Consider the following 16,705-nt stretch of genomic DNA (forward strand, 5'->3'; position numbering starts at 1 on the left):
ATGGCCCAGGTCGGCATCCCCGACGCCGAGCGGCGGCTCGACGACTACCCGCACCGCTTCTCCGGCGGCATGCGGCAGCGGGTGATGATCGCGATGGCGCTCGCGCTCGACCCCCGGCTGCTCATCGCCGACGAGCCGACCACGGCGCTCGACGTCACCGTCCAGGCGCAGATCCTGCGGCTGCTGCGCGGACGGCAGCGGGCCGACCGGCTCGGCATGATCCTCATCAGCCACGACCTCGGCGTGGTCGCCCGCGCGGCCGACCGGATCGCGGTCATGTACGCCGGCCGCATCGTCGAGACCGGCACCGTGGCCGAGGTCTACGAGCGGCCCGCCCACCCGTACACGCTGGGCCTGATGCGGGCGGTGCCCGCCGTCCGCGATGGCGGCGCCCCGCTGGAGGCGATCGTGGGCCAGCCGCCCGACCTCGCCGCACCGCCCGGCGGCTGCGCCTTCCACCCGCGCTGCCCCTTCGCCAGGGACATCTGCCGCGAGAAGGACCCCGAGCCGCGCGAGCTCGGCCCGCGCCGAGCCGGCGCCTGCCACTTCGCCGAGGAGGTGATCGCGAATGTCCACACCGGCTGAACCCCTGCTGGAGCTGACCGATCTGGTCACCAGCTACCGCCTGCGCCGCGGGATCGGCCGCCCGGGCGGCGAGGTGCGCGCCGTCGCCGGAGTGAGCCTGACCGTACGGGCCGGCGAGACCGTCGGACTGGTCGGCGAGTCCGGCTGCGGCAAGTCCACCGTCGCCCGCACCATCGTCGGCCTGGTCCGCCCGTCCGGCGGCAAGGTGCTCTTCGAGGGCCGCGACCTGGCCACCCTGCCCGCCAAGGAGATGCGCAGGCTCCGCCAGGAGATCCAGCTCGTCTTCCAGGACCCCTACGCCGCGCTCAACCCGAGGATGACCGTCGCCGCCCTGATCAAGGAGGCGTGGCGGATCCATCCAGGGCTGGTGCCCCGCGAACGCTGGGACGAGGAGGTGCGCGACCTGCTGAGCCGGGTCGGCCTGCGCCCCGAGCACGCGAGCCGCTACCCGCACCAGTTCTCCGGCGGGCAGCGGCAGCGCATCAGCATCGCCCGCGCGCTCGCCGTGCGGCCCCGGCTGATCGTCTGCGACGAGGCGGTGTCCGCGCTGGACGTCTCGGTACGCGCGCAGATACTCAACCTGCTCCAGGAGCTCCAGCGTGACCTGGGCGTGGCGTACCTGTTCATCTCGCACGACCTGGGCGTCGTCCGGCACATCTGCGACCAGGTCGCGGTCATGTACCTCGGCAAGATCGTCGAGACCGGCGCCAAGGACGACATCTACGGCAACCCATCGCATCCGTACACACAGGCCCTGATGTCGGCCGCCCCCAGCCTCGACGACTGGCGCGACACCGAGCGCGGCGAGATCGTGCTGACCGGCGACGTCCCCTCGCCGTTGGACCCCCCGTCGGGCTGCCGGTTCCGCACGCGCTGCTGGCGGGCTCAGGACCGGTGCCGGGAGGAGGAGCCGGCGCTGATCGACCGCGACACGGGCCACCCGGTCGCCTGTCACTTTCCCGAGGCCGTTCCGGCGGCCGCCGTCTCCTGAAGGAGTGATCCATGCAAGGCAAGACCATGTCCGTGCTGGCCACCGGCGCCCTCCTGGCCACGGCCGCGTTAACGGGCACCGCCACCGCCGGCACCGCCACCGCGAGCACCGGAGCCACGTGCGCGGACGCGCCGGTCACGCCCGTGACCACCGGCGCGGTGTTCAACGACCCCGCGGGCGGCGACGGGGCCGCCCTGGTGCGCACGCTGTGCGGGCTCATCAAGCAGACGCCCGCGGGAGCGCGCATCCAGGTCGCCCACTTCGTCATGTCCGGGACGGCGGGCACCGAGTTCGCCGACGAGCTGGTCAAGGCCCATCAGCGCGGCGTCGGCGTGCAGGTCGTCCTGGACGGAGACACGCGCGGCGCCACCGTGGCCGGGCGGCTCTCGGCCGAGCTGGGCACCGACACCACGGCCGGCTCCTGGGTGCACCTCTGCACCGGCCCGCCGTCCGGCGGCACCGCCGCGTGCATCGGCGACAAGGGGCAGCACAACAAGTTCTACCTGTTCTCCCGCACCGGGCGGGCCTCCAGCGTGGTGGTGCAGTCGTCGGCCAACCTGACCGACCTCAACTCCACGACGTACTGGAACAACGCGGTCGTCCTGCCCGGCAACAGAGGTCTGTACGCGGCCTACACCGGCTACTTCGCCGACCTCGCCGCCGAGCGGAAGAACCTCGACTACTACCGCGTCGTCCAGACCCCCGGCGTGCGGGCCCACTTCTTCCCGAACGCCACCACCGACCCCATCGTCGACTACCTCGGCCCGGTGTCCTGCCGGCGCGGCACCACGATCCGCGTCGGCATGTCCGAATGGGACACCTACCGCATCGCGATCCCCCAGCGGCTGCGGGACCTCGCCGCCCAGGGCTGCACCGTGCGGATCGTCTACGGGATCATGGATGACGAGGTCAAACAGCTCCTGCTGGCCGAGCCGCGCGTCGAGCTGCGCACCCTCGGCGACGGCGCCGCGCTGCCCGGCCGCGTGCACTCCAAGTATCTGCTGATCGAGGGCTCCTACGGCGGCGACAGGAACGCGCACTGGGTGTTCACCGGCAGCCACAACTACAACCAGACGTCGCTGCGCCGCAACGACGAGACGCTGCTGCGGCTCGGCGATCGCTCCGTCTACCGGCAGTACGTGGCGAACTTCGAACGTATGCGGTCGGTGGCTCCGCTCGCGTCCTGACCGGCTGCGCGAGCCGGTCGATGACGAGATAGGTGGCCTGTCCGGAGGAGCTCCACTAGATTATGTGACTGAGTTTAGTTTCGCAGGAGAGTGAGATCGGATGCCCAGGACCGGGGAGCGAGGCGGGCCGCAGACGCGTGCGAGGATCTCGGAGATCGCGACTCGGTTGTTCCTGGAGCGCGGGTTCGACACGGTCACGGTCGCCGAGGTCGCGAGTGAGGCCGGGGTCTCGAGTGTGACGGTCTTCAAGCACTTCCCGCGCAAGGAGGACCTCCTCCTGGATCGCGCGGTCGACGCCGTCGAGTTCCTGCGCTCGGCGGTGCGCGACCGCGCTCCCGGCGTCGACGTGCTGGCGTCCCTGCGGGATACGACCCTCCGTCTCGTCGACACCCGTCACGCGCTCTCCGGCGTGAAAGACGGATCCATCCCCTTCTTCCGCACCGTCGCGGCGTCGCCCGCGCTGGTCGCGCGCGCGCGGGAGATCTCCGCCGATCTTCAGCGGACCCTCGCCGAGGAGCTCGAACACGACCCGGCCTTCGCGGGCGACGGGACGTTGCTCGCCGCCTTCTTCATCTCCGGTTACGGCACCGTGATGGTGGAGACCGCGCGCCGTCTCATCGCCGGAGACCAGCCGAGCGCCGTGGTGGACGACCACCGCGCACGCCTTGAGCGCCTGTTCGACGCCCTCCGCACCGGAGTCGCCCCCCAGCCGTGAGGGCCAGGACGACGAAGCGCTCACAGAAACTGCTCCGATCGATCACCGATCCGCCGGCGGGAATGCTCCGTCCCACTGCGGGATCGGCTGCCTGAGGACGATCTCGTCGGCGGGCTGCGGCACGACAGGCTCGGAGAAGACCGCGGACTCGAGCGCTTGAGCGCCGCAAGCCAGCAGAACAAGCGCGAGCCCGACCGCGCCCCAGCGGGTCAGGCGGCGGCGATCCGACACGCTCAGCGGCGCGCGTGGCGGGCGGACGCCGGTGGCGGGCCGGTCCAGGAAGGACGGCGCGGTGGCGTAGCGCCTGAGATCCCTCTCGGTGGGGGTGCCGAGCACCGGGGCAGCACGACGCGGATCGGCTCGGGGTCCACAACCAGGAAAGGGCACGGCATTCCCGCTCGCACCGGCTATAAGGTGCGCTCGTGGACAATCTTGAAACCCTCATCATCGCCCGCCGGCTGCGCGTCCCCATCGGCGACGACCCCGCCGGCTCCCATCCGGGCTGGGGAGAGGTGGCCGCCCGCCAGCTCGACGCCGCGCTGCTGAGCGTCGGTTTCAAGTGCTCGGCGGCCCTGCTCGAACGCTTGGCGAGGCTGCGCGGCGAGACCGTCATCGATCTCGGCGTGCGGGTTCTGGCCGCCGTTCGCGAACTCGTGGGCGACCACGTGCGGCACAACGCCTACTTCATCGACTTCCCCCGCAACGTGCCCGACACGATGGAGTTCTGGGCCGGTCTGCTGCGGGAGGCGCTGCTCGACCCGGTCGCGGCCACGCGGGTCCAGCCGGCCACACTCAACCTGCTCGCGCTGCCCGGCTACGGCCGCTACCAGCACACCTACGCCGACCTGCTGGCCGCGCACGCCGAGCTGATCCCGCTGGCCGGCGACCGGGTGACCGTATTGCAGCTGGGCACAGGCCTGGAGTCGGAGGCGCGCGAGCTCTACTTCTCGCTGGCGGGCTCGCAGGTGCCGCTCTCCGCCGAGGACCTGGCGGCACTGCGTACATTGGCCGCGTTCTGCACCGGCGAGCCGGAACACATCCCGGTGCGCGAGAACCGCGCGGTCGTCAACGAGGTGCGCCTGGCCGCCGGCCGGCCGCTGCTCGTGGAAACGGTCACCGACGTGCTCCGCCTCGCCTGCGGCTGCTCCGGCGGCGACGTCACGCTGGCCACCCCCACCCGGTTCCGCTCGTTCCGCCGGGCCGAGCGCCGCGCGCTGCTGCAGGCCTTGGACGCGGTCGCCTCCCCGGCCAAGCTCGGCGACGTGCCGCGCCACCGCGAGCAGTGGAAGCGGCTCGGCGAACGCCTGCACCCGCACGAGCAGCCGCGCCTCCCGCGCGCCGCGCACGTCTTCGAGGTCGCCCGAGGGGTACGCCGGGCGCGCAGTTTCGACAGCCATGTGGAGGCCGCCCTGTCAGAGGGACGCACCGGGGAGGCGGTCGACCTGCTGGAGAAGGCGCCCGGCGCGCTGCTGCGCCGCCTCGATCACCTGTTGCGTACCGGAACCGCACCGGCGGCCGTGCTCGACGCCGCCGGGAAGGCCGCGGCCGGCGCCTCCGGCCGGGTCCTGCTGTCGCTGCGCGAGCACCTGCACAACCGGCTCACGCCCGTCGCCGGCCGTGTCTTCACCAACCGGCACGGCCGGGCGTGGGCGACGGCTGACACCCGCTCCCCGATCGAGGACGACGTCCTGTCGCGGGCGGTGACCCTCCTGGATGACGAGATCGCCCGGCGCCTGCCCGACCTGGGCGAGCTGATCATCGATCCCGACGTGCTCGACGTCGCACTGCCGCTGTCGGGCAAGGCCGTCGCGCCTGGGCTGGGCATGTTGCCGCGCGGCTCGCTGTCGGCGGTGGACGGGGAGCTGCTGCGCTTCTTCGTTCACTGGCGCCAGGCCGGACGGCGCACCGACTACGACCTGTCGGCCCTGTTGCTGGACGCCTCCTACGGCGACCCCGAGCACGTCTCGTGGACGAACTACGGCAACGACTTCGCCGAATACTCCGGCGACCTCACCGACGCCACCGACGGCGCGAGCGAGTTCATCAACATCCGCCTCGCCCAGGCCACCCGGTCCATCGTCATCCCGCAGGTGCACATCTACGCCGGGGAGGCGTTCGACGAAGCCGCGGAGGCGTTCTTCGGCTACATGAGCAGGGACGCCGGGCAGGAGGGCCGACCGTTCGAGCCGCGCACGGTGCGGATGAAGTCCGACCTGCGTGGCGCGGGCCGCGTCGCGCTGCCGCTCGTCTTCCTGCGCGGCGACGACGGCGTCTGGCGGGCGAAGTGGCTGCACCTTTATCTGAAGGGCCACCCCGGCTTCAATCAGGTGGAGGGCAGCCGCGTCACGGCCTCGCTCCTGGTGCGCTCGATCATCGAACGTGACTATTTGGGGGTTCGATACCTGGCCGACCTGCTGCGGCGCAAGAGCTCCGCGGGCGGGCACACCACGTACATCGGCCTTCAGACGCCGGCCGATCTGCCGGAGGGCGCGCGGGTGTATACGCCGTCGACGCTGCACGAACTGATCCCCGCCTGATAATGTGAAGATCGCGAGGCCATGGGAGGGCTTCCTTCTCAATTGCTGAATGCAAATTATCTCTAGCCTTCCCGCTTTCCTCGCATACCGGCCGTGAGGCCATTTGGCGGCTTCCTTCTCCTGGTTCGATTCCAGGTAGGCCCGATGGGCCTACTAGGCTGTCTAGCTGCCAAGCCTTCCTCACGGTCGGCTGACATGGGCCACCCTGCGTCAGTGCCCGCTCTCGAGTGTTTCCCGGAGCGCCGCGGCGACTGCCCGGAGGCAGGACGGGAAGTCGTTGCGCCCCTGGGTGTCGATCCATTGAGCGAACGCGTTCTGGAAGGCGACCGTGGCGATCTGTGCCACCAGTTCCGCCTTGCCGGGATCCACGTCGCGCTGCTTGAGCGCGTCCCGGATCGCGGTGGTGACCGTGGCGAGCTTGGTGCGCTCACGTTCTTGAAGTTCTACGCTGCTGTCGATCACGGCGCGGCGTTCCGCGGCGCGATCGGCGAACGCGACGAGTTCCGTGCCGACCTGGGCGATGGCGCCGAGGGCCGCGGACAGCGGGGAGGCGCTCTCGTCGGCGTCGCGTATCGCCTCGGCCACCGCGGCGGGTAGTCGTTCGGAGCCTGCGAACAGGACTTCGCGTTTGTCGGGGAAGTAGCGGAAGTACGAGCGCCGGGTGATTCCAGCGCGCGGTCGGGAGCTATCGGTAACCTCGCTTGAGCAGGTATCTGGCTCCTGCCTCGAAGCCCTCGGGGCTGAGCAGTTCGAACCCGAAGGCGTCGGCGAGCCGGTCGGTGGTGTTGAAGGCGGCGCAGACCGCCAGCGCGTCCTGGACCTGCTGAGGTGAGACACCGGCGGCCAGCACGTCCCGCATGTCCCCGGCGCCGACCTTTCCCTCCAGGGTCAGTTTGCCGAGCATCCGCAGCGTTGCCCGCAACGGCTCCGCGACGGGGGCCGACTCCAGGTCGCTCAGCACCGCCGTGACCCGTGCCCCGTCCTGGTACGCCTGCCTCGCGGTCGCGGTGTGCGCGCCGACGCAGAACGCGGACTCGTTCACCTTGGACACGTAAGCCGCCATCAGCTCCCGGTCGCCCACCGACCAGGCGGACGGCCCGCGCATCGCCTCGTGTGTGAACTCCTTGGCCCGGGCACCGTAGAAATCGGGCCGGTAGAAGACGAGCTTGGCGGCGTCCGGTACCGGGTGCCCGGAGAACAGCCGGATGAGCGCGAACAGCAGCTTGGTCCTGAGGCCGTAACCATGGTTGAGGATGTCAAGTCGCATGATCGGGCCTCTCCCCGGCGCTCGCTTCGGCCAGAGCCGCCAGTCCGGCTTCGTACAGCCGGGCGGACCGGCCGACCGCGGCGCATATCACCAGCTCGAAAAGCTGGTCCTCGGTGCAGCCCGACGCCTTCGCCGCGGCCAGGTCCGCCTCGGTGACCTGCGCCGGCCGGTCGGCGACCTTGCCGATCAGCGCGTCCAGCGGCGGGGAGAGGCCTTCGTTGCCGAAGGCACGCGCTCGCTGCTCCGCGGTCGCCCTGCCCTCCCCGTTCAGGACACGATCCACCAGAGCTCGGTGCGCTGCTCGCTTCTTGTCCTCATCCCGCACAACGTCCTCCGTGGTTGGCTGTCTGCTCTCATACATCAGACGATCGGCACACCGTCGAATGTGACACGCGGCCGAACAAAGCCAACCACAGAGACGTCGCCGGCTCTCGGTCAGGCGTCCCAGGTGACCGGGAGGCTCTTGACCCCGTAGATGTCAGCGGTCTCCGGCCGCAGGGCGACCTCTTCCGCCGGTACGGCCAGGCGCAGCGCGGGGAAGCGGTTGAGCAGCGCGGGAAGCGCGACGCGCAGCTCCACGCGGGCCAGCTGCTGGCCCAGGCACTGGTGGATGCCGTGACTGAAGGCCAGATGCCCGCCGTCCTGGCGCTGGATGTCGAGGGCGTGAGGGTCGGTGAACCGCTCGGGGTCACGATTGGCGGTGGCGTAGGACAGGATGAGCGTCGAGCCGGCCTTGATGGCGTGGCCGCCCAGCTCGACATCCTCCAAAGCGACCCTGGTGAACTGCTTGGCGACGCTCAGATACCGCAGCAGCTCCTCCACGGCGGCGTCAGTGAGCGCGGGGTCGGCGGCGCGCAGCGCGGCCAGCTGCTCCGGGTTCTGCAGCAGCGCGAAGGTGCCCAGCGCCAGCATGTTCGCGGTGGTGTCGAAGCCCGCCGACAGCAGGATCAGAGCCATCCCCCGCAGCTCCTCATCGGTCAGATCGCTGTCCATGAGGTCGCTGAGCACGTCGTCGGTGGGATTGGCGCGCTTGGCGGCTACCAGCTCCGCGAGATACTGCTGGGTCGCGGTATAGGCCGCGAACAGTTCCTCGTCGCTGACCTCCCCGCCGAGGAACTTGTCGATGTTGTCCTGGAAGGAGCCCCGGTCCTCGTACGGCACGCCCAGCAGTTCACAGATGATGACGGCGGGGATGGGCTTGGCGAAGGCGGTCACCAGGTCCGCCGACGTCCCGGCCTTCTCCATCGCCTCCAGGTGCTCGGCGGTGACCTGCTCGACGCGCTCGGTGAGCAGCCGCATCCGCCGCACGGTGAACTTGCCCACCAGCGGCTTGCGGTAGCGACTGTGCTGCGGATCGTCCATCAGCAGGAACTCTCCGGGCGGCGCCGGAGGGACCTCGATGCCGCCGTAGTCGACCAGCGGGTGGTGGCCCATCAGCTCCTTGCGCGAGCTGAACCGAGGGTCGGCCAGCACCGACCGGACCAGGTCGAAACCGGTGATCAGCCACCCCTGGTGCCCGTCAGGAAAGGGGAGACGGCTGATCGGGCTCTGCTCGCGGGCCTCGATCAACTCCTTGGGCGGGTCGAAGGGGCAGCCGGCCTGACGCGCGGTCGGCATCGTGGCGAGGGTGTGTTCCATGGTCATTCCTCTCATCGGTCCAGGCCGTCGCTGAACCGCTCATGGCGACCACCATCGCCGACCGCGCTGACACCGGACCGTCGCCGTGCTGACACGGCACCGCGTCAGACCTGGCGGACGTACCGGAGCTACGGCTTGCGTCCCACCCCGCAGACGGCGTTGACCTTGTCCGGCAGCGGGCCAGGCACCGGGCGCCAGAGCGGCGTGGAGACCACGCCGGGCGGCACGAGTTCGAGCCCTTCGAAGTAACCGGCCAGTTGCCCGGGGCTGCGCAGCGTGTAGGGGAAGGCGGCTCGCTGGTTGTAGGCGTTCACCGCCTCCATCAGCGCCGGGTTGACGTTCACCCCGTCCGACAGCGCGAGGTGGCTGCCGGACGGCAGCGCCGCGATGTATCGGCGGACAAGGCCGGCGGCCAGGTCGTGGTCAGGGACCTGGCCGGCGATGCTGAGCATCACCAGCCCGACAGGGCGGGAGAGATCGAGCGTCCTGGCGGCGCTCTCGAGGATGGCGTCGGGCTCGCGCACGTCGGCGTCGATGTAGTCGGTCCGGCCCTGCTCGGTGCCGGTGAGCAGGGAGCGGGCGTGCAGGAGCACCAGCGGGTCGTTGTCCACGTAGACCACGCGCGCTTCGGGGGCCAGGCGCTGCGCCACCTCATGGGTGTTGTCGGCGGTGGGCAGTCCCGCGCCGATGTCGAGGAACTGCGTGATGCCCACCTTGGTGACCAGGTAGGTCACCGCGCGGTGGAGGAACTCGCGCTGGAGCCTGGCCACCTGCGCGAAGTCGGGGAACATGCGCAGCAGGTTGTCACCCGCCTCGCGGTCCACAGGGTAGTTGTCCGTGCCGCCGAGCAAGTGATTCCAGACCCGGGCTGAATGCGGCTTCGTACGGTCGATCCTGGGGTCGGCGTCCATGACCTCACCCTATTTCGATCTTGCCGCCACCGTAAGGGCGTGGCCTGTCCGGCTCCGATCAGCGAAAGACGTAAAGGTAGGGGTGGCGCGCCAGGACCTCGCCACCGGCGGCGGCCCTGGCCAGGGCGAGCGCACCATCCGCCGAGGTTCCTTGTGGCGGCCTGAAACGGGCCACGGGCAGCAGGTCGCGCACGGTGCTCTGGAACGGCTTCATCAGCAGGTCGGCCGCGTCGAAGAGGCGTCCGCCCCAGGAGAAGACCGGTTCGAGCCCGGTCGCGGCGGCGACGGCGGTCTGGCCGAGTTGCCGTCCGGCTTCGTCCCAGATGCCACGCGCGACGGGATCCCCGGCGCGGGCCGCGTCGGCGACGGACGGCGCGAACGACGCCAGATGGTGCGCGGGCGAGGCGGATTCGTAGACGAGCGCCACCAGGTCCAGGGGGTGGCCGAAGCGGGCGGTCAGGCGTTCCAGCAGGGCGGGCGACCCGCCGGTCCGGCCGTCGTGGGCGCGCAGGGCGGCCTGGAGGCCGCGCCTGCCGATCCACGCGCCGCTGCCGTGGTCACCGAGCAGGTGGCCCCAGCCGTCGGACTGGTTCCAGACGCGGTCCAGGTCGGTGCCCAGCGTGATGACGCCGGTCCCGGCGGCGACGACCACGCCCGGCCGGAACCCGAGCGCGCCGACGTGCGTCGTCACCGTGTCACCGGCGACCGCGAGCGCGTCGAGCCCGAACCGCTTCCGCAACGCGTGCCACAACGTCTCCGGCTCCCGGACCAGCCCCGGCAGCCCGGTCACCCCGACGGCCATCGCGGCGAACCACTCGGGAGTCGCCGCGCCGTCGCCGCCCGCATGCCCGTCGTGGGCCCAGGCGGCGTTCTCGATGACCGTGGCGATCCTGGTGGCGAGCCGGTCGAGATCCACCCGGCCCCCGGCGCGGGGCACCGCCGCCGAGTCCTCGCCGTGCGCGATCCTTCCTCCGCTCTCGACGCGTACCCTGATGCCTCCGCCGCCGACGTCCACGCCCGCGAAGCCGCTCATCCGGCGTGCCCGCCCAGCGCGGCGACGGCCGCGCGGACGCCTGGACGCTCGGCGAGCGCGGCGCGCGCCCGGTCGGGCGGGCAGCCCGTGAGCAGCCGCACGAGCGCTTCCTGGATCCGCCCGTCCGCCTCGGCCAGCGCGGCGCGGCAGGCCGCGGTGTCCTCCCCGGTCGCCTCCACGAGCAGCCGCACGGCCCGTGCCTCAAGCTTGGCGTTGGTGGCGACCAGCCCGACCATGAGGTTGCCGTACGTACGCCCCTCCTTGATCATGAGCGCCGTCGAGAACGCGTTCAGCAGCACCTTGGTCGCCGTGCCCGCCTTGAGCCGGGTGGACCCGGTGAGCGCCTCCGGGCCGGTGTCCGCGACGATGAGGATCTCGGCCAGCTCGCGCAGCGGCGCGGCGGGATCGCAGGTGATCAGCACGGTGAGCGCGCCCGCCGCACCGGCCGCGCGGAGCGCCCCGGCGACGTAGGGGGTGGACCCGGACGCCGTGATCCCGATCGCCACGCTGCTCTCACCGAGCGTCGCGGCGTCCGCGGCCCCGAGTTCCTCGGCGTCCTCCCGGTCGACGGAGGCGTCGGTGAGCGCGCCAGGCCCGCCCGCGAAGTGCGCCGTGAACAGGTCGCGCGCCACCCCGAACGTCGGCGTGATCTCGGTGGCGTCCAGCACCGCCAGCCGCCCCGACGCGCCGGCGCCGAAGTAGTGCACGCTCCCGCCGCGACCCAGCCGGAGATGCGCCTCCTCCACGGCCCGGGCGAGCGGCCCGGTGGCGGCGCGGGCGGCCTCGACCGCCCTGGCGTCCTCGGCCAGCAGCAGCCGGAGGACGTCCTCCGGCTCCAGCGTGTCGATGTCGGCGGTGCGCGGGTTGCGGCGTTCGGTCGGTGGTGCCACCTCGGGCATCGTGCTCCTCATCGATCGTGTTCCTGTGGCTGGGCGAGCGGGCCGGCCTGACCCGCGTAGGCGGTGAACAGCCGGCGTGACTCCGTGGCCAGATCGCCCAGGTCGCCCGGCGCCGGAGGCGCGCCTTCCCGCAGGAAGAGCTCGGCGCGTTCACGGAGCCGTTCGCGCAGTTCGGCCTCCGATTCGCCGGGCGCGGCGAGCGCGCGGTCGAGGCCGTCCGCCCACAGCGCCCAGCGGTCGCGGTAGTAGCCGCCGACGAGCCCGCTCCAGTGCCGGCCGGCGTAGTCGTCGAGCAGCGGGCTGTCCGAGGTGCCCCACACCGTGATGATGCGGCGGGCGTTGTCGGCCAGGACGTCGCGGTCGGCCGGGTCGCCGGCGTGCGACAGCGCCTTGGCCTCCCAGTGCTGGAAGGTGTACTCGGGCCGGCAGGCCAGCATCCGGTCCAGGTCATCGAAGACCCGCAGGAATCGGTCGATCTCGGGCGCGCTTGCCGCGCCCAGCAGGACCGATCGCTCCACGGCGTCGAGGTGGCAGCGGTCGGCGACCCTGGCCATGTAGGCCACGCCCACCTCGACGAGGTCGTGCCCCAGCGGACCGGCCGGCAGGTCGCGGTCGTGCTCGGCCACCTCGATCAGCCGTTCCCACGCCTCCGCCAGCACGGCCGGCTGGTACCAGAGGGCGCGGGCGGCGTCGGCGCGGAGCTCGGCCACTCCGCCGGGGATACGCGCGTAGGAGGGGCCGGCGGTGAGGACGCCCTTGAACTGGTCGGGAGCGATCCGCACGCCCCGCGCGTCGTAGACGGAGCCGAGGAGCCCGCGCCAGGCCGCCCGCAGCCCGGCCGCCTGCCGGCCCCGGGTGCCGTAGCGCTGGGACACGAAGGCGTCGAGCCAGGCGTCGAGGTCGGGCACCTCGTTCCAGATCTGGTCGGCGACGAGTTCGAAGAAGACGGGGTTGTTGCGGGTGGCCTCCATGGACAGGCCGAGACCGGCCGACGGCATCGGCCCCGCCAGGGCCGCCTCGATCCCGGCCGGCATGCCACGCAGGTCGGCGCCCGGGTCGGTGCGGCCGCCGAAGTTGAGCAGCGCGCACCAGAGCCATGGTTTGCCGGAGAACTCCTGGAAGCGGTCCCACAGCGGGTCGTGCTCCGCCCACAGGTCCGCCACGAGCATCCGGTCGTCCGGAATCGCATCGAGGAAGGCGTTGACGCGCTCCTCGGTCCAGAAGTCCCGCTGGTAGGAGAACGGCCAGGCCTGCATGAGCCAGACCGCGTCCGGGTCGGCGGCCTGGAGGCCGGCCAGCGTCGCCGCCGCCACGGCCCCGGGGAAGGCCGGGTCGGCGTCAATGGGGATCATCTCGATGAAGGGGTCGGCGGCGTACAGATGGTCGGTGCCGAAGAGCTTGATCTGCGCGCGGGCAATCTCGGCGCCGATCCGCTCGTACAGCGGGTCGGCCGGATCGAGGACCCAGCTCTCGAACCCCTGCCAGTAGCGGCGGCCGGCGCGCGCCGTGGACGCGATCTCAGGCGGGACGTGCCCGGTGAAGGCCGGGAGCACCGGGGTCATGCCGAAGGCGCGCTCGCGGTCGAGGACGCGCGCCCCGAGCTCGCGGTGGCTCTCGATCCAGGACGAGGAGAGCGGGCCGGCGAAGTTGTCCAGGCAGCCCATGAACTGGAACGGCAGATAGCCCGGGCCGCCCAGGAAGCCCCGGATCTGCTGGTCGTCGAGGCCGAGCAGGGAGTAGGCGGCGTGCAGCACGGCCTCGTGACCGGTGATGGCGAGCGGCATGGTGATGCCGTGCAGGGCCATCCAGTCGATCTCACGTTCCCAGTCGGCCCAGTCCCAGTAGGGCATCGTGTAGCTGTAGGTGCAGAAGTTGAAGTAGTAGCCCTCCCGGACCCGCGCCACGCTCTGGCGGAGCGGAGCGTCGGGCAAGGACGTCAGCCCCAGGGGCAGCACCGTGTCCCAGCCCACCGAGGTGCCGCAGTGTTCCCGGAGGTAGTGGTGCAGCGCCACCGAGGCGCTCACCCCGTCCGTCGCGGCGATGCTGAGCACGCCGCCCGCCGCCTCGCAGGCGTATTCGTGCCCATCGCCGTCGCGGGCGGCGAACCGTACCGACTCCGCCACGGGCCCCAGCACGCGATGGGCGAGGCCGCGTACAGTGTCCGCCCAGGGCGGGCCGTCACCGGACAACATCGCAGGTCACACCCCTCGACTAATTAGTTCCGTACGGTCCATAATTAATATGCTAGCGTACCCGCAACCGATCGCAGGGAGACAGAGCATGGAGCAGGTCGTGGCCGTCGGCACGCGGTTCATGCGCGAGGTCAACGCCGTCGCCGTCCTGCGCAAGTTGCGGGCCGAGGCCAGTATGAGCGTCTCCGCGCTGGCCAAGGCCGTGGGGCTCTCCCGCCAGGCGGTCACCCGCTCGCTCAACGCGCTCGTCGCCGAGGGCCTGGTCGAGTTCGGCCCCCTCGATCGCGACTCCACCCGGGCCGGGCGGCCGGCGCAGCTCGTGCGGTTCCGGGCGGAAGCCGGCCACGTGCTGGGCCTGTCGATCAGCCCGCAGGACGTGCGCGTGGCCGTGGCGGACCTGGCCGGTGCGGTCACGACGGCCGACACGGTGCAACTCGGCGCCTACGCCGGCGGCGAGCAGGTGGTGGAGACGCTCCTGTCCACGATGGAGCGGACGCTGCGCGCGACGGGGATCACGACCGGCGACCTCTGGTTCGCCTCGATCGGCACCCCCGGCATCGTCGACCCGGCGGCCGGGCTCATCAAGCTCATCCCGAGCATGCCCGGCCTGACCGGCGACCTCCTCCTACGCCGGCTGACGCAGGCGCTGGGCTGCCCGATCTACCTGGACAACGACGTCAAGCTGGCCACGCAGGCCGAGCGGTGGCGGAGCGCGGAACAGCGCGAGGACTCCCTGGTGATGATCCACTGGGGCGAGCGGGTCGGCGCCGGGATCGTGCTGAACGGCGAGCTCTACCGCGGCGCGTCCAACGACGCCGGCGACGTCGGATTCCTCGACCTGTTCACCGCCGGCCCTTCGGCACCCCGCCATCCGCAGGGCCTGGGCCCGTTCGAGGATCGGGTCGGCGGCGCGGAGATCGTACGCCAGGCCGCGGCGGCCGCGGGACGCGCCGGCGACGACGCGCTCCTGGCCCGGATCGAGGCCGTGGGAGAGCACGCGCTCGAAGCCGTGCTGGACGCCGTCGACGACGGCAGCCCGGCGGCGCTGGAGGCGATCGACGTGGTGGCCCGCCGCTTCGCCAAGGGCATCACCGTGATCAGGGCGATCCTGAACCCGCGGCTCGTGGTCATCGGCGGCCCCCTGGCCAGATGCGGCGAGAGGCTGCTGACAGCGCTCCGGCGGCATCTGGCCGACGAGCCGCTGGACCAGCCGGCGCTGGAGGTCTCGGCACTCCAGGAAGACGCCGTCGTCCACGGGGCACTGCTCCACTCGCTGGACGAGATCGAGCGGACCAGGTTCGGCCTGGTCAGAAACCAGTCGTCATGAGGGCCGTCGCGGAGACGACGCGCCGGCTGACGCCGCCCCCCGATTGAGGAGAAAGGTCATGCGTAGTATGACGAGACCAGCCCGGCGCGCAGCGGTCGCGGCGCTCAGCATCACGACGGCGTTCGCGCTGACGGCCTGCGCGGGCGCCAGCAGTTCGGGCGGAAGCACGGAGACAAAAGTCGCCGTGTCGACCACCATCCCCAATGACCCGGTGACGCTCACCCTCGCCTACACCAACGACCCGCCCACCAAGGCGCTCATCGACGGCTTCACCAGGAAACACCCGAACGTCACCGTCAAGCCCCAGATGACGCCGTTCAACGACTACATCAAGTCCATCAAACTGGCGATGTCGTCCGACTCGGCGCCGGACATCGCCCAGTGCAACCCGGGCGCGATGAACTCCCTGGTCCCGGCAGGTCTCATCCTCGACCTGAGCCCGTGGTCCAAGGCGTACGGCTGGACCACCAAGTTCCCGCCGGCCAGCCTCGAGGTCCTCAGCTCCGACAAGTCGGCCAAGCAGTTCGGCGCCGGCAACCTGTACGCCGTGCCCGGCGGCCTTTCGGTGCTCGGCGTCTTCTACAACAAGAAGATCGTGAAACAGGCGCCGAAGACGCTGGCCGACTTCGAGGCCGCGATGCAGAAGGCCAAGGACGCCGGCCAGACCCCGCTGAGCAACGGCGCGCTCCAGGTCGGCGGCTTCCACCTGTGGAACGCGCTGCTCAACGTGACCGGCGACGTCAACGACTACCGGTCGTGGGTGTACGGCAAGCCGGGCGCGACGATCGAGAACCCGGCCGCGCTGAAGGCCACCCAGACGCTGACCGACTGGGCGAAGAAGGGATACATCTCCAGCGGCGCGAGCGCCACGGCGGACCCCGACGCGCTGGCGAGCTTCGCCAAGGGCACCAGCGCGTTCCTGATCACCGGGAACTGGGCCGCCTCCACGCTGGAGACCGAGATGAAGGACGACGTGGGCTTCTTCCTCATGCCCACGGAGTCGGCGGACAAGCCGGCGAACGTCGCCTCGGGGGCGAGCGTGGCGTACGCGATCTCGTCGAAGTCGAAGAACCCGAACGTCGCCGCGGCGTTCCTCGACTACCTGAGCTCGCCGGAGGCGGCGAAGATCGAGTTCGACGGCGGGTTCATGCCGGTCGACACCAAGGCCGACCTGGGCGCCACCGGGCTGCGCGGCGACATCGCGGGCGTCTTCGCGCCGGTGGCGCAGAGCAACGGGATCGTCCCGTTCCCCGACTTCGCCTCCCCCGGCATGATCGACAAGCTGACCCCCGGCATCCAGGGCCTGATCAGCGACAAGATGGCACCCGACGCCTTCCTGAAGTCCCTGCAGGAGTCGTGGAACGCCCATCATGGCTCGTGAGTTGAGCCCGGCCGTGCGCTGGCCGGCGCGGCGGGCGGCTCC

16 protein-coding genes are annotated in these 16,705 nt (G+C 71.3%); 7 read left to right on the forward strand and 9 right to left on the reverse strand.

The window, feature by feature from the left end:
- The 4 genes from ACFPZ3_RS06120 to ACFPZ3_RS06135 all read left to right on the forward strand — a co-directional run.
- The coding region (locus ACFPZ3_RS06120; protein ID WP_379512956.1) for an ABC transporter ATP-binding protein at nt 1-585 on the forward strand (585 nt) is incomplete at its 5' end.
- Nucleotides 569-1,576 carry an ABC transporter ATP-binding protein gene (locus tag ACFPZ3_RS06125; protein WP_379512957.1) on the forward strand — a complete coding sequence of 336 codons (1,008 nt, stop codon included), beginning with the start codon at nt 569-571 and terminating at the stop codon, nt 1,574-1,576. The genes ACFPZ3_RS06120 and ACFPZ3_RS06125, both read left to right, overlap by 17 nt.
- Before the next feature lie 11 nt (nt 1,577-1,587).
- Complete coding sequence (locus ACFPZ3_RS06130; RefSeq protein WP_379512958.1) at nt 1,588-2,763, forward strand: phospholipase D-like domain-containing protein; 1,176 nt, start codon at nt 1,588-1,590, stop codon at nt 2,761-2,763.
- Between the two features lie 100 nt (nt 2,764-2,863).
- Entirely contained in the window at nt 2,864-3,478 is a 615-nt protein-coding gene (locus ACFPZ3_RS06135) for a TetR/AcrR family transcriptional regulator (RefSeq protein WP_379512959.1), read from the forward strand.
- A 42-nt stretch (nt 3,479-3,520) separates the two neighbouring features.
- Here the strand turns inward: ACFPZ3_RS06135 and ACFPZ3_RS06140 are convergent, their stop codons facing one another.
- On the reverse strand, nt 3,521-3,814 hold the full coding sequence (locus tag ACFPZ3_RS06140; RefSeq protein ID WP_379512960.1) for a hypothetical protein: 294 nt from the start codon (nt 3,812-3,814) through the stop codon (nt 3,521-3,523).
- 86 nt (nt 3,815-3,900) lie between these two features.
- On the opposite strand from ACFPZ3_RS06140, the gene ACFPZ3_RS06145 reads away from it, so the two are divergent.
- A complete protein-coding gene (locus ACFPZ3_RS06145; protein WP_379512961.1) occupies nt 3,901-6,015 on the forward strand; it encodes a TerD family protein in 2,115 nt (704 codons plus the stop codon).
- Nucleotides 6,016-6,225: 210 nt separating this feature from the next.
- On the opposite strand, the gene ACFPZ3_RS06150 is transcribed toward ACFPZ3_RS06145, so the two are convergent.
- The 8 genes from ACFPZ3_RS06150 to ACFPZ3_RS06185 all read right to left on the reverse strand — a co-directional run bounded on the left by ACFPZ3_RS06150 (nt 6,226) and on the right by ACFPZ3_RS06185 (nt 13,955).
- Nucleotides 6,226-6,600 carry a hypothetical protein gene (locus tag ACFPZ3_RS06150; RefSeq protein WP_379512962.1) on the reverse strand — a complete coding sequence of 125 codons (375 nt, stop codon included), beginning with the start codon at nt 6,598-6,600 and terminating at the stop codon, nt 6,226-6,228.
- Nucleotides 6,601-6,700: 100 nt separating this feature from the next.
- Entirely contained in the window at nt 6,701-7,282 is a 582-nt protein-coding gene (locus tag ACFPZ3_RS06155; protein ID WP_379512963.1) for a carboxymuconolactone decarboxylase family protein, read from the reverse strand.
- Nucleotides 7,272-7,565: a hypothetical protein gene (locus ACFPZ3_RS06160; protein ID WP_379512964.1), complete on the reverse strand. Its 294-nt coding sequence runs from the start codon at nt 7,563-7,565 to the stop codon at nt 7,272-7,274. The genes ACFPZ3_RS06155 and ACFPZ3_RS06160 overlap by 11 nt, the downstream gene beginning before the upstream one ends.
- Before the next feature lie 152 nt (nt 7,566-7,717).
- Nucleotides 7,718-8,920, reverse strand: coding sequence for a cytochrome P450 (locus tag ACFPZ3_RS06165; RefSeq protein ID WP_379512965.1), 1,203 nt, complete (start codon nt 8,918-8,920; stop codon nt 7,718-7,720).
- A gap of 128 nt (nt 8,921-9,048) precedes the next feature.
- Nucleotides 9,049-9,831, reverse strand: coding sequence for an SAM-dependent methyltransferase (locus ACFPZ3_RS06170; protein ID WP_379512966.1), 783 nt, complete (start codon nt 9,829-9,831; stop codon nt 9,049-9,051).
- Nucleotides 9,832-9,889: 58 nt separating this feature from the next.
- A complete protein-coding gene (locus ACFPZ3_RS06175) occupies nt 9,890-10,864 on the reverse strand; it encodes an N-acetylglucosamine kinase (protein ID WP_379512967.1) in 975 nt (324 codons plus the stop codon).
- Complete coding sequence (locus ACFPZ3_RS06180) at nt 10,861-11,775, reverse strand: N-acetylmuramic acid 6-phosphate etherase (RefSeq protein ID WP_379512968.1); 915 nt, start codon at nt 11,773-11,775, stop codon at nt 10,861-10,863. The genes ACFPZ3_RS06175 and ACFPZ3_RS06180 overlap by 4 nt, the downstream gene beginning before the upstream one ends.
- A complete protein-coding gene (locus ACFPZ3_RS06185; RefSeq protein WP_379512969.1) occupies nt 11,772-13,955 on the reverse strand; it encodes an alpha-N-acetylglucosaminidase in 2,184 nt (727 codons plus the stop codon). Before ACFPZ3_RS06185 ends, ACFPZ3_RS06180 begins: the two co-directional genes overlap by 4 nt.
- A gap of 88 nt (nt 13,956-14,043) precedes the next feature.
- On the opposite strand from ACFPZ3_RS06185, the gene ACFPZ3_RS06190 reads away from it, so the two are divergent.
- Both ACFPZ3_RS06190 and ACFPZ3_RS06195 read left to right on the forward strand, forming a co-directional pair.
- Nucleotides 14,044-15,282 (forward strand): ROK family transcriptional regulator, encoded by a 1,239-nt coding sequence (locus ACFPZ3_RS06190; protein WP_379512970.1) that lies wholly within the window; start codon nt 14,044-14,046, stop codon nt 15,280-15,282.
- Nucleotides 15,283-15,340: 58 nt separating this feature from the next.
- Nucleotides 15,341-16,663: an ABC transporter substrate-binding protein gene (locus ACFPZ3_RS06195; RefSeq protein ID WP_379512971.1), complete on the forward strand. Its 1,323-nt coding sequence runs from the start codon at nt 15,341-15,343 to the stop codon at nt 16,661-16,663.
- The last annotated feature ends 42 nt before the right edge of the window (nt 16,664-16,705 follow it).

Source organism: Nonomuraea insulae, assembly GCF_042656245.1.

Coding starts and splice junctions, on each gene's coding strand:
- ACFPZ3_RS06195 (WP_379512971.1), top strand. CDS start 15,341: ATGCGTAGTATGACGAGACCAGCCCGGCGCGCAGCGGTCGCGGCGCTC.
- ACFPZ3_RS06165 (WP_379512965.1), bottom strand. CDS start 8,920: ATGGAACACACCCTCGCCACGATGCCGACCGCGCGTCAGGCCGGCTGC.
- ACFPZ3_RS06170 (WP_379512966.1), bottom strand. CDS start 9,831: ATGGACGCCGACCCCAGGATCGACCGTACGAAGCCGCATTCAGCCCGG.
- ACFPZ3_RS06155 (WP_379512963.1), bottom strand. CDS start 7,282: ATGCGACTTGACATCCTCAACCATGGTTACGGCCTCAGGACCAAGCTG.
- ACFPZ3_RS06130 (WP_379512958.1), top strand. CDS start 1,588: ATGCAAGGCAAGACCATGTCCGTGCTGGCCACCGGCGCCCTCCTGGCC.
- ACFPZ3_RS06125 (WP_379512957.1), top strand. CDS start 569: ATGTCCACACCGGCTGAACCCCTGCTGGAGCTGACCGATCTGGTCACC.
- ACFPZ3_RS06185 (WP_379512969.1), bottom strand. CDS start 13,955: ATGTTGTCCGGTGACGGCCCGCCCTGGGCGGACACTGTACGCGGCCTC.
- ACFPZ3_RS06175 (WP_379512967.1), bottom strand. CDS start 10,864: ATGAGCGGCTTCGCGGGCGTGGACGTCGGCGGCGGAGGCATCAGGGTA.
- ACFPZ3_RS06190 (WP_379512970.1), top strand. CDS start 14,044: ATGGAGCAGGTCGTGGCCGTCGGCACGCGGTTCATGCGCGAGGTCAAC.
- ACFPZ3_RS06180 (WP_379512968.1), bottom strand. CDS start 11,775: ATGAGGAGCACGATGCCCGAGGTGGCACCACCGACCGAACGCCGCAAC.
- ACFPZ3_RS06135 (WP_379512959.1), top strand. CDS start 2,864: ATGCCCAGGACCGGGGAGCGAGGCGGGCCGCAGACGCGTGCGAGGATC.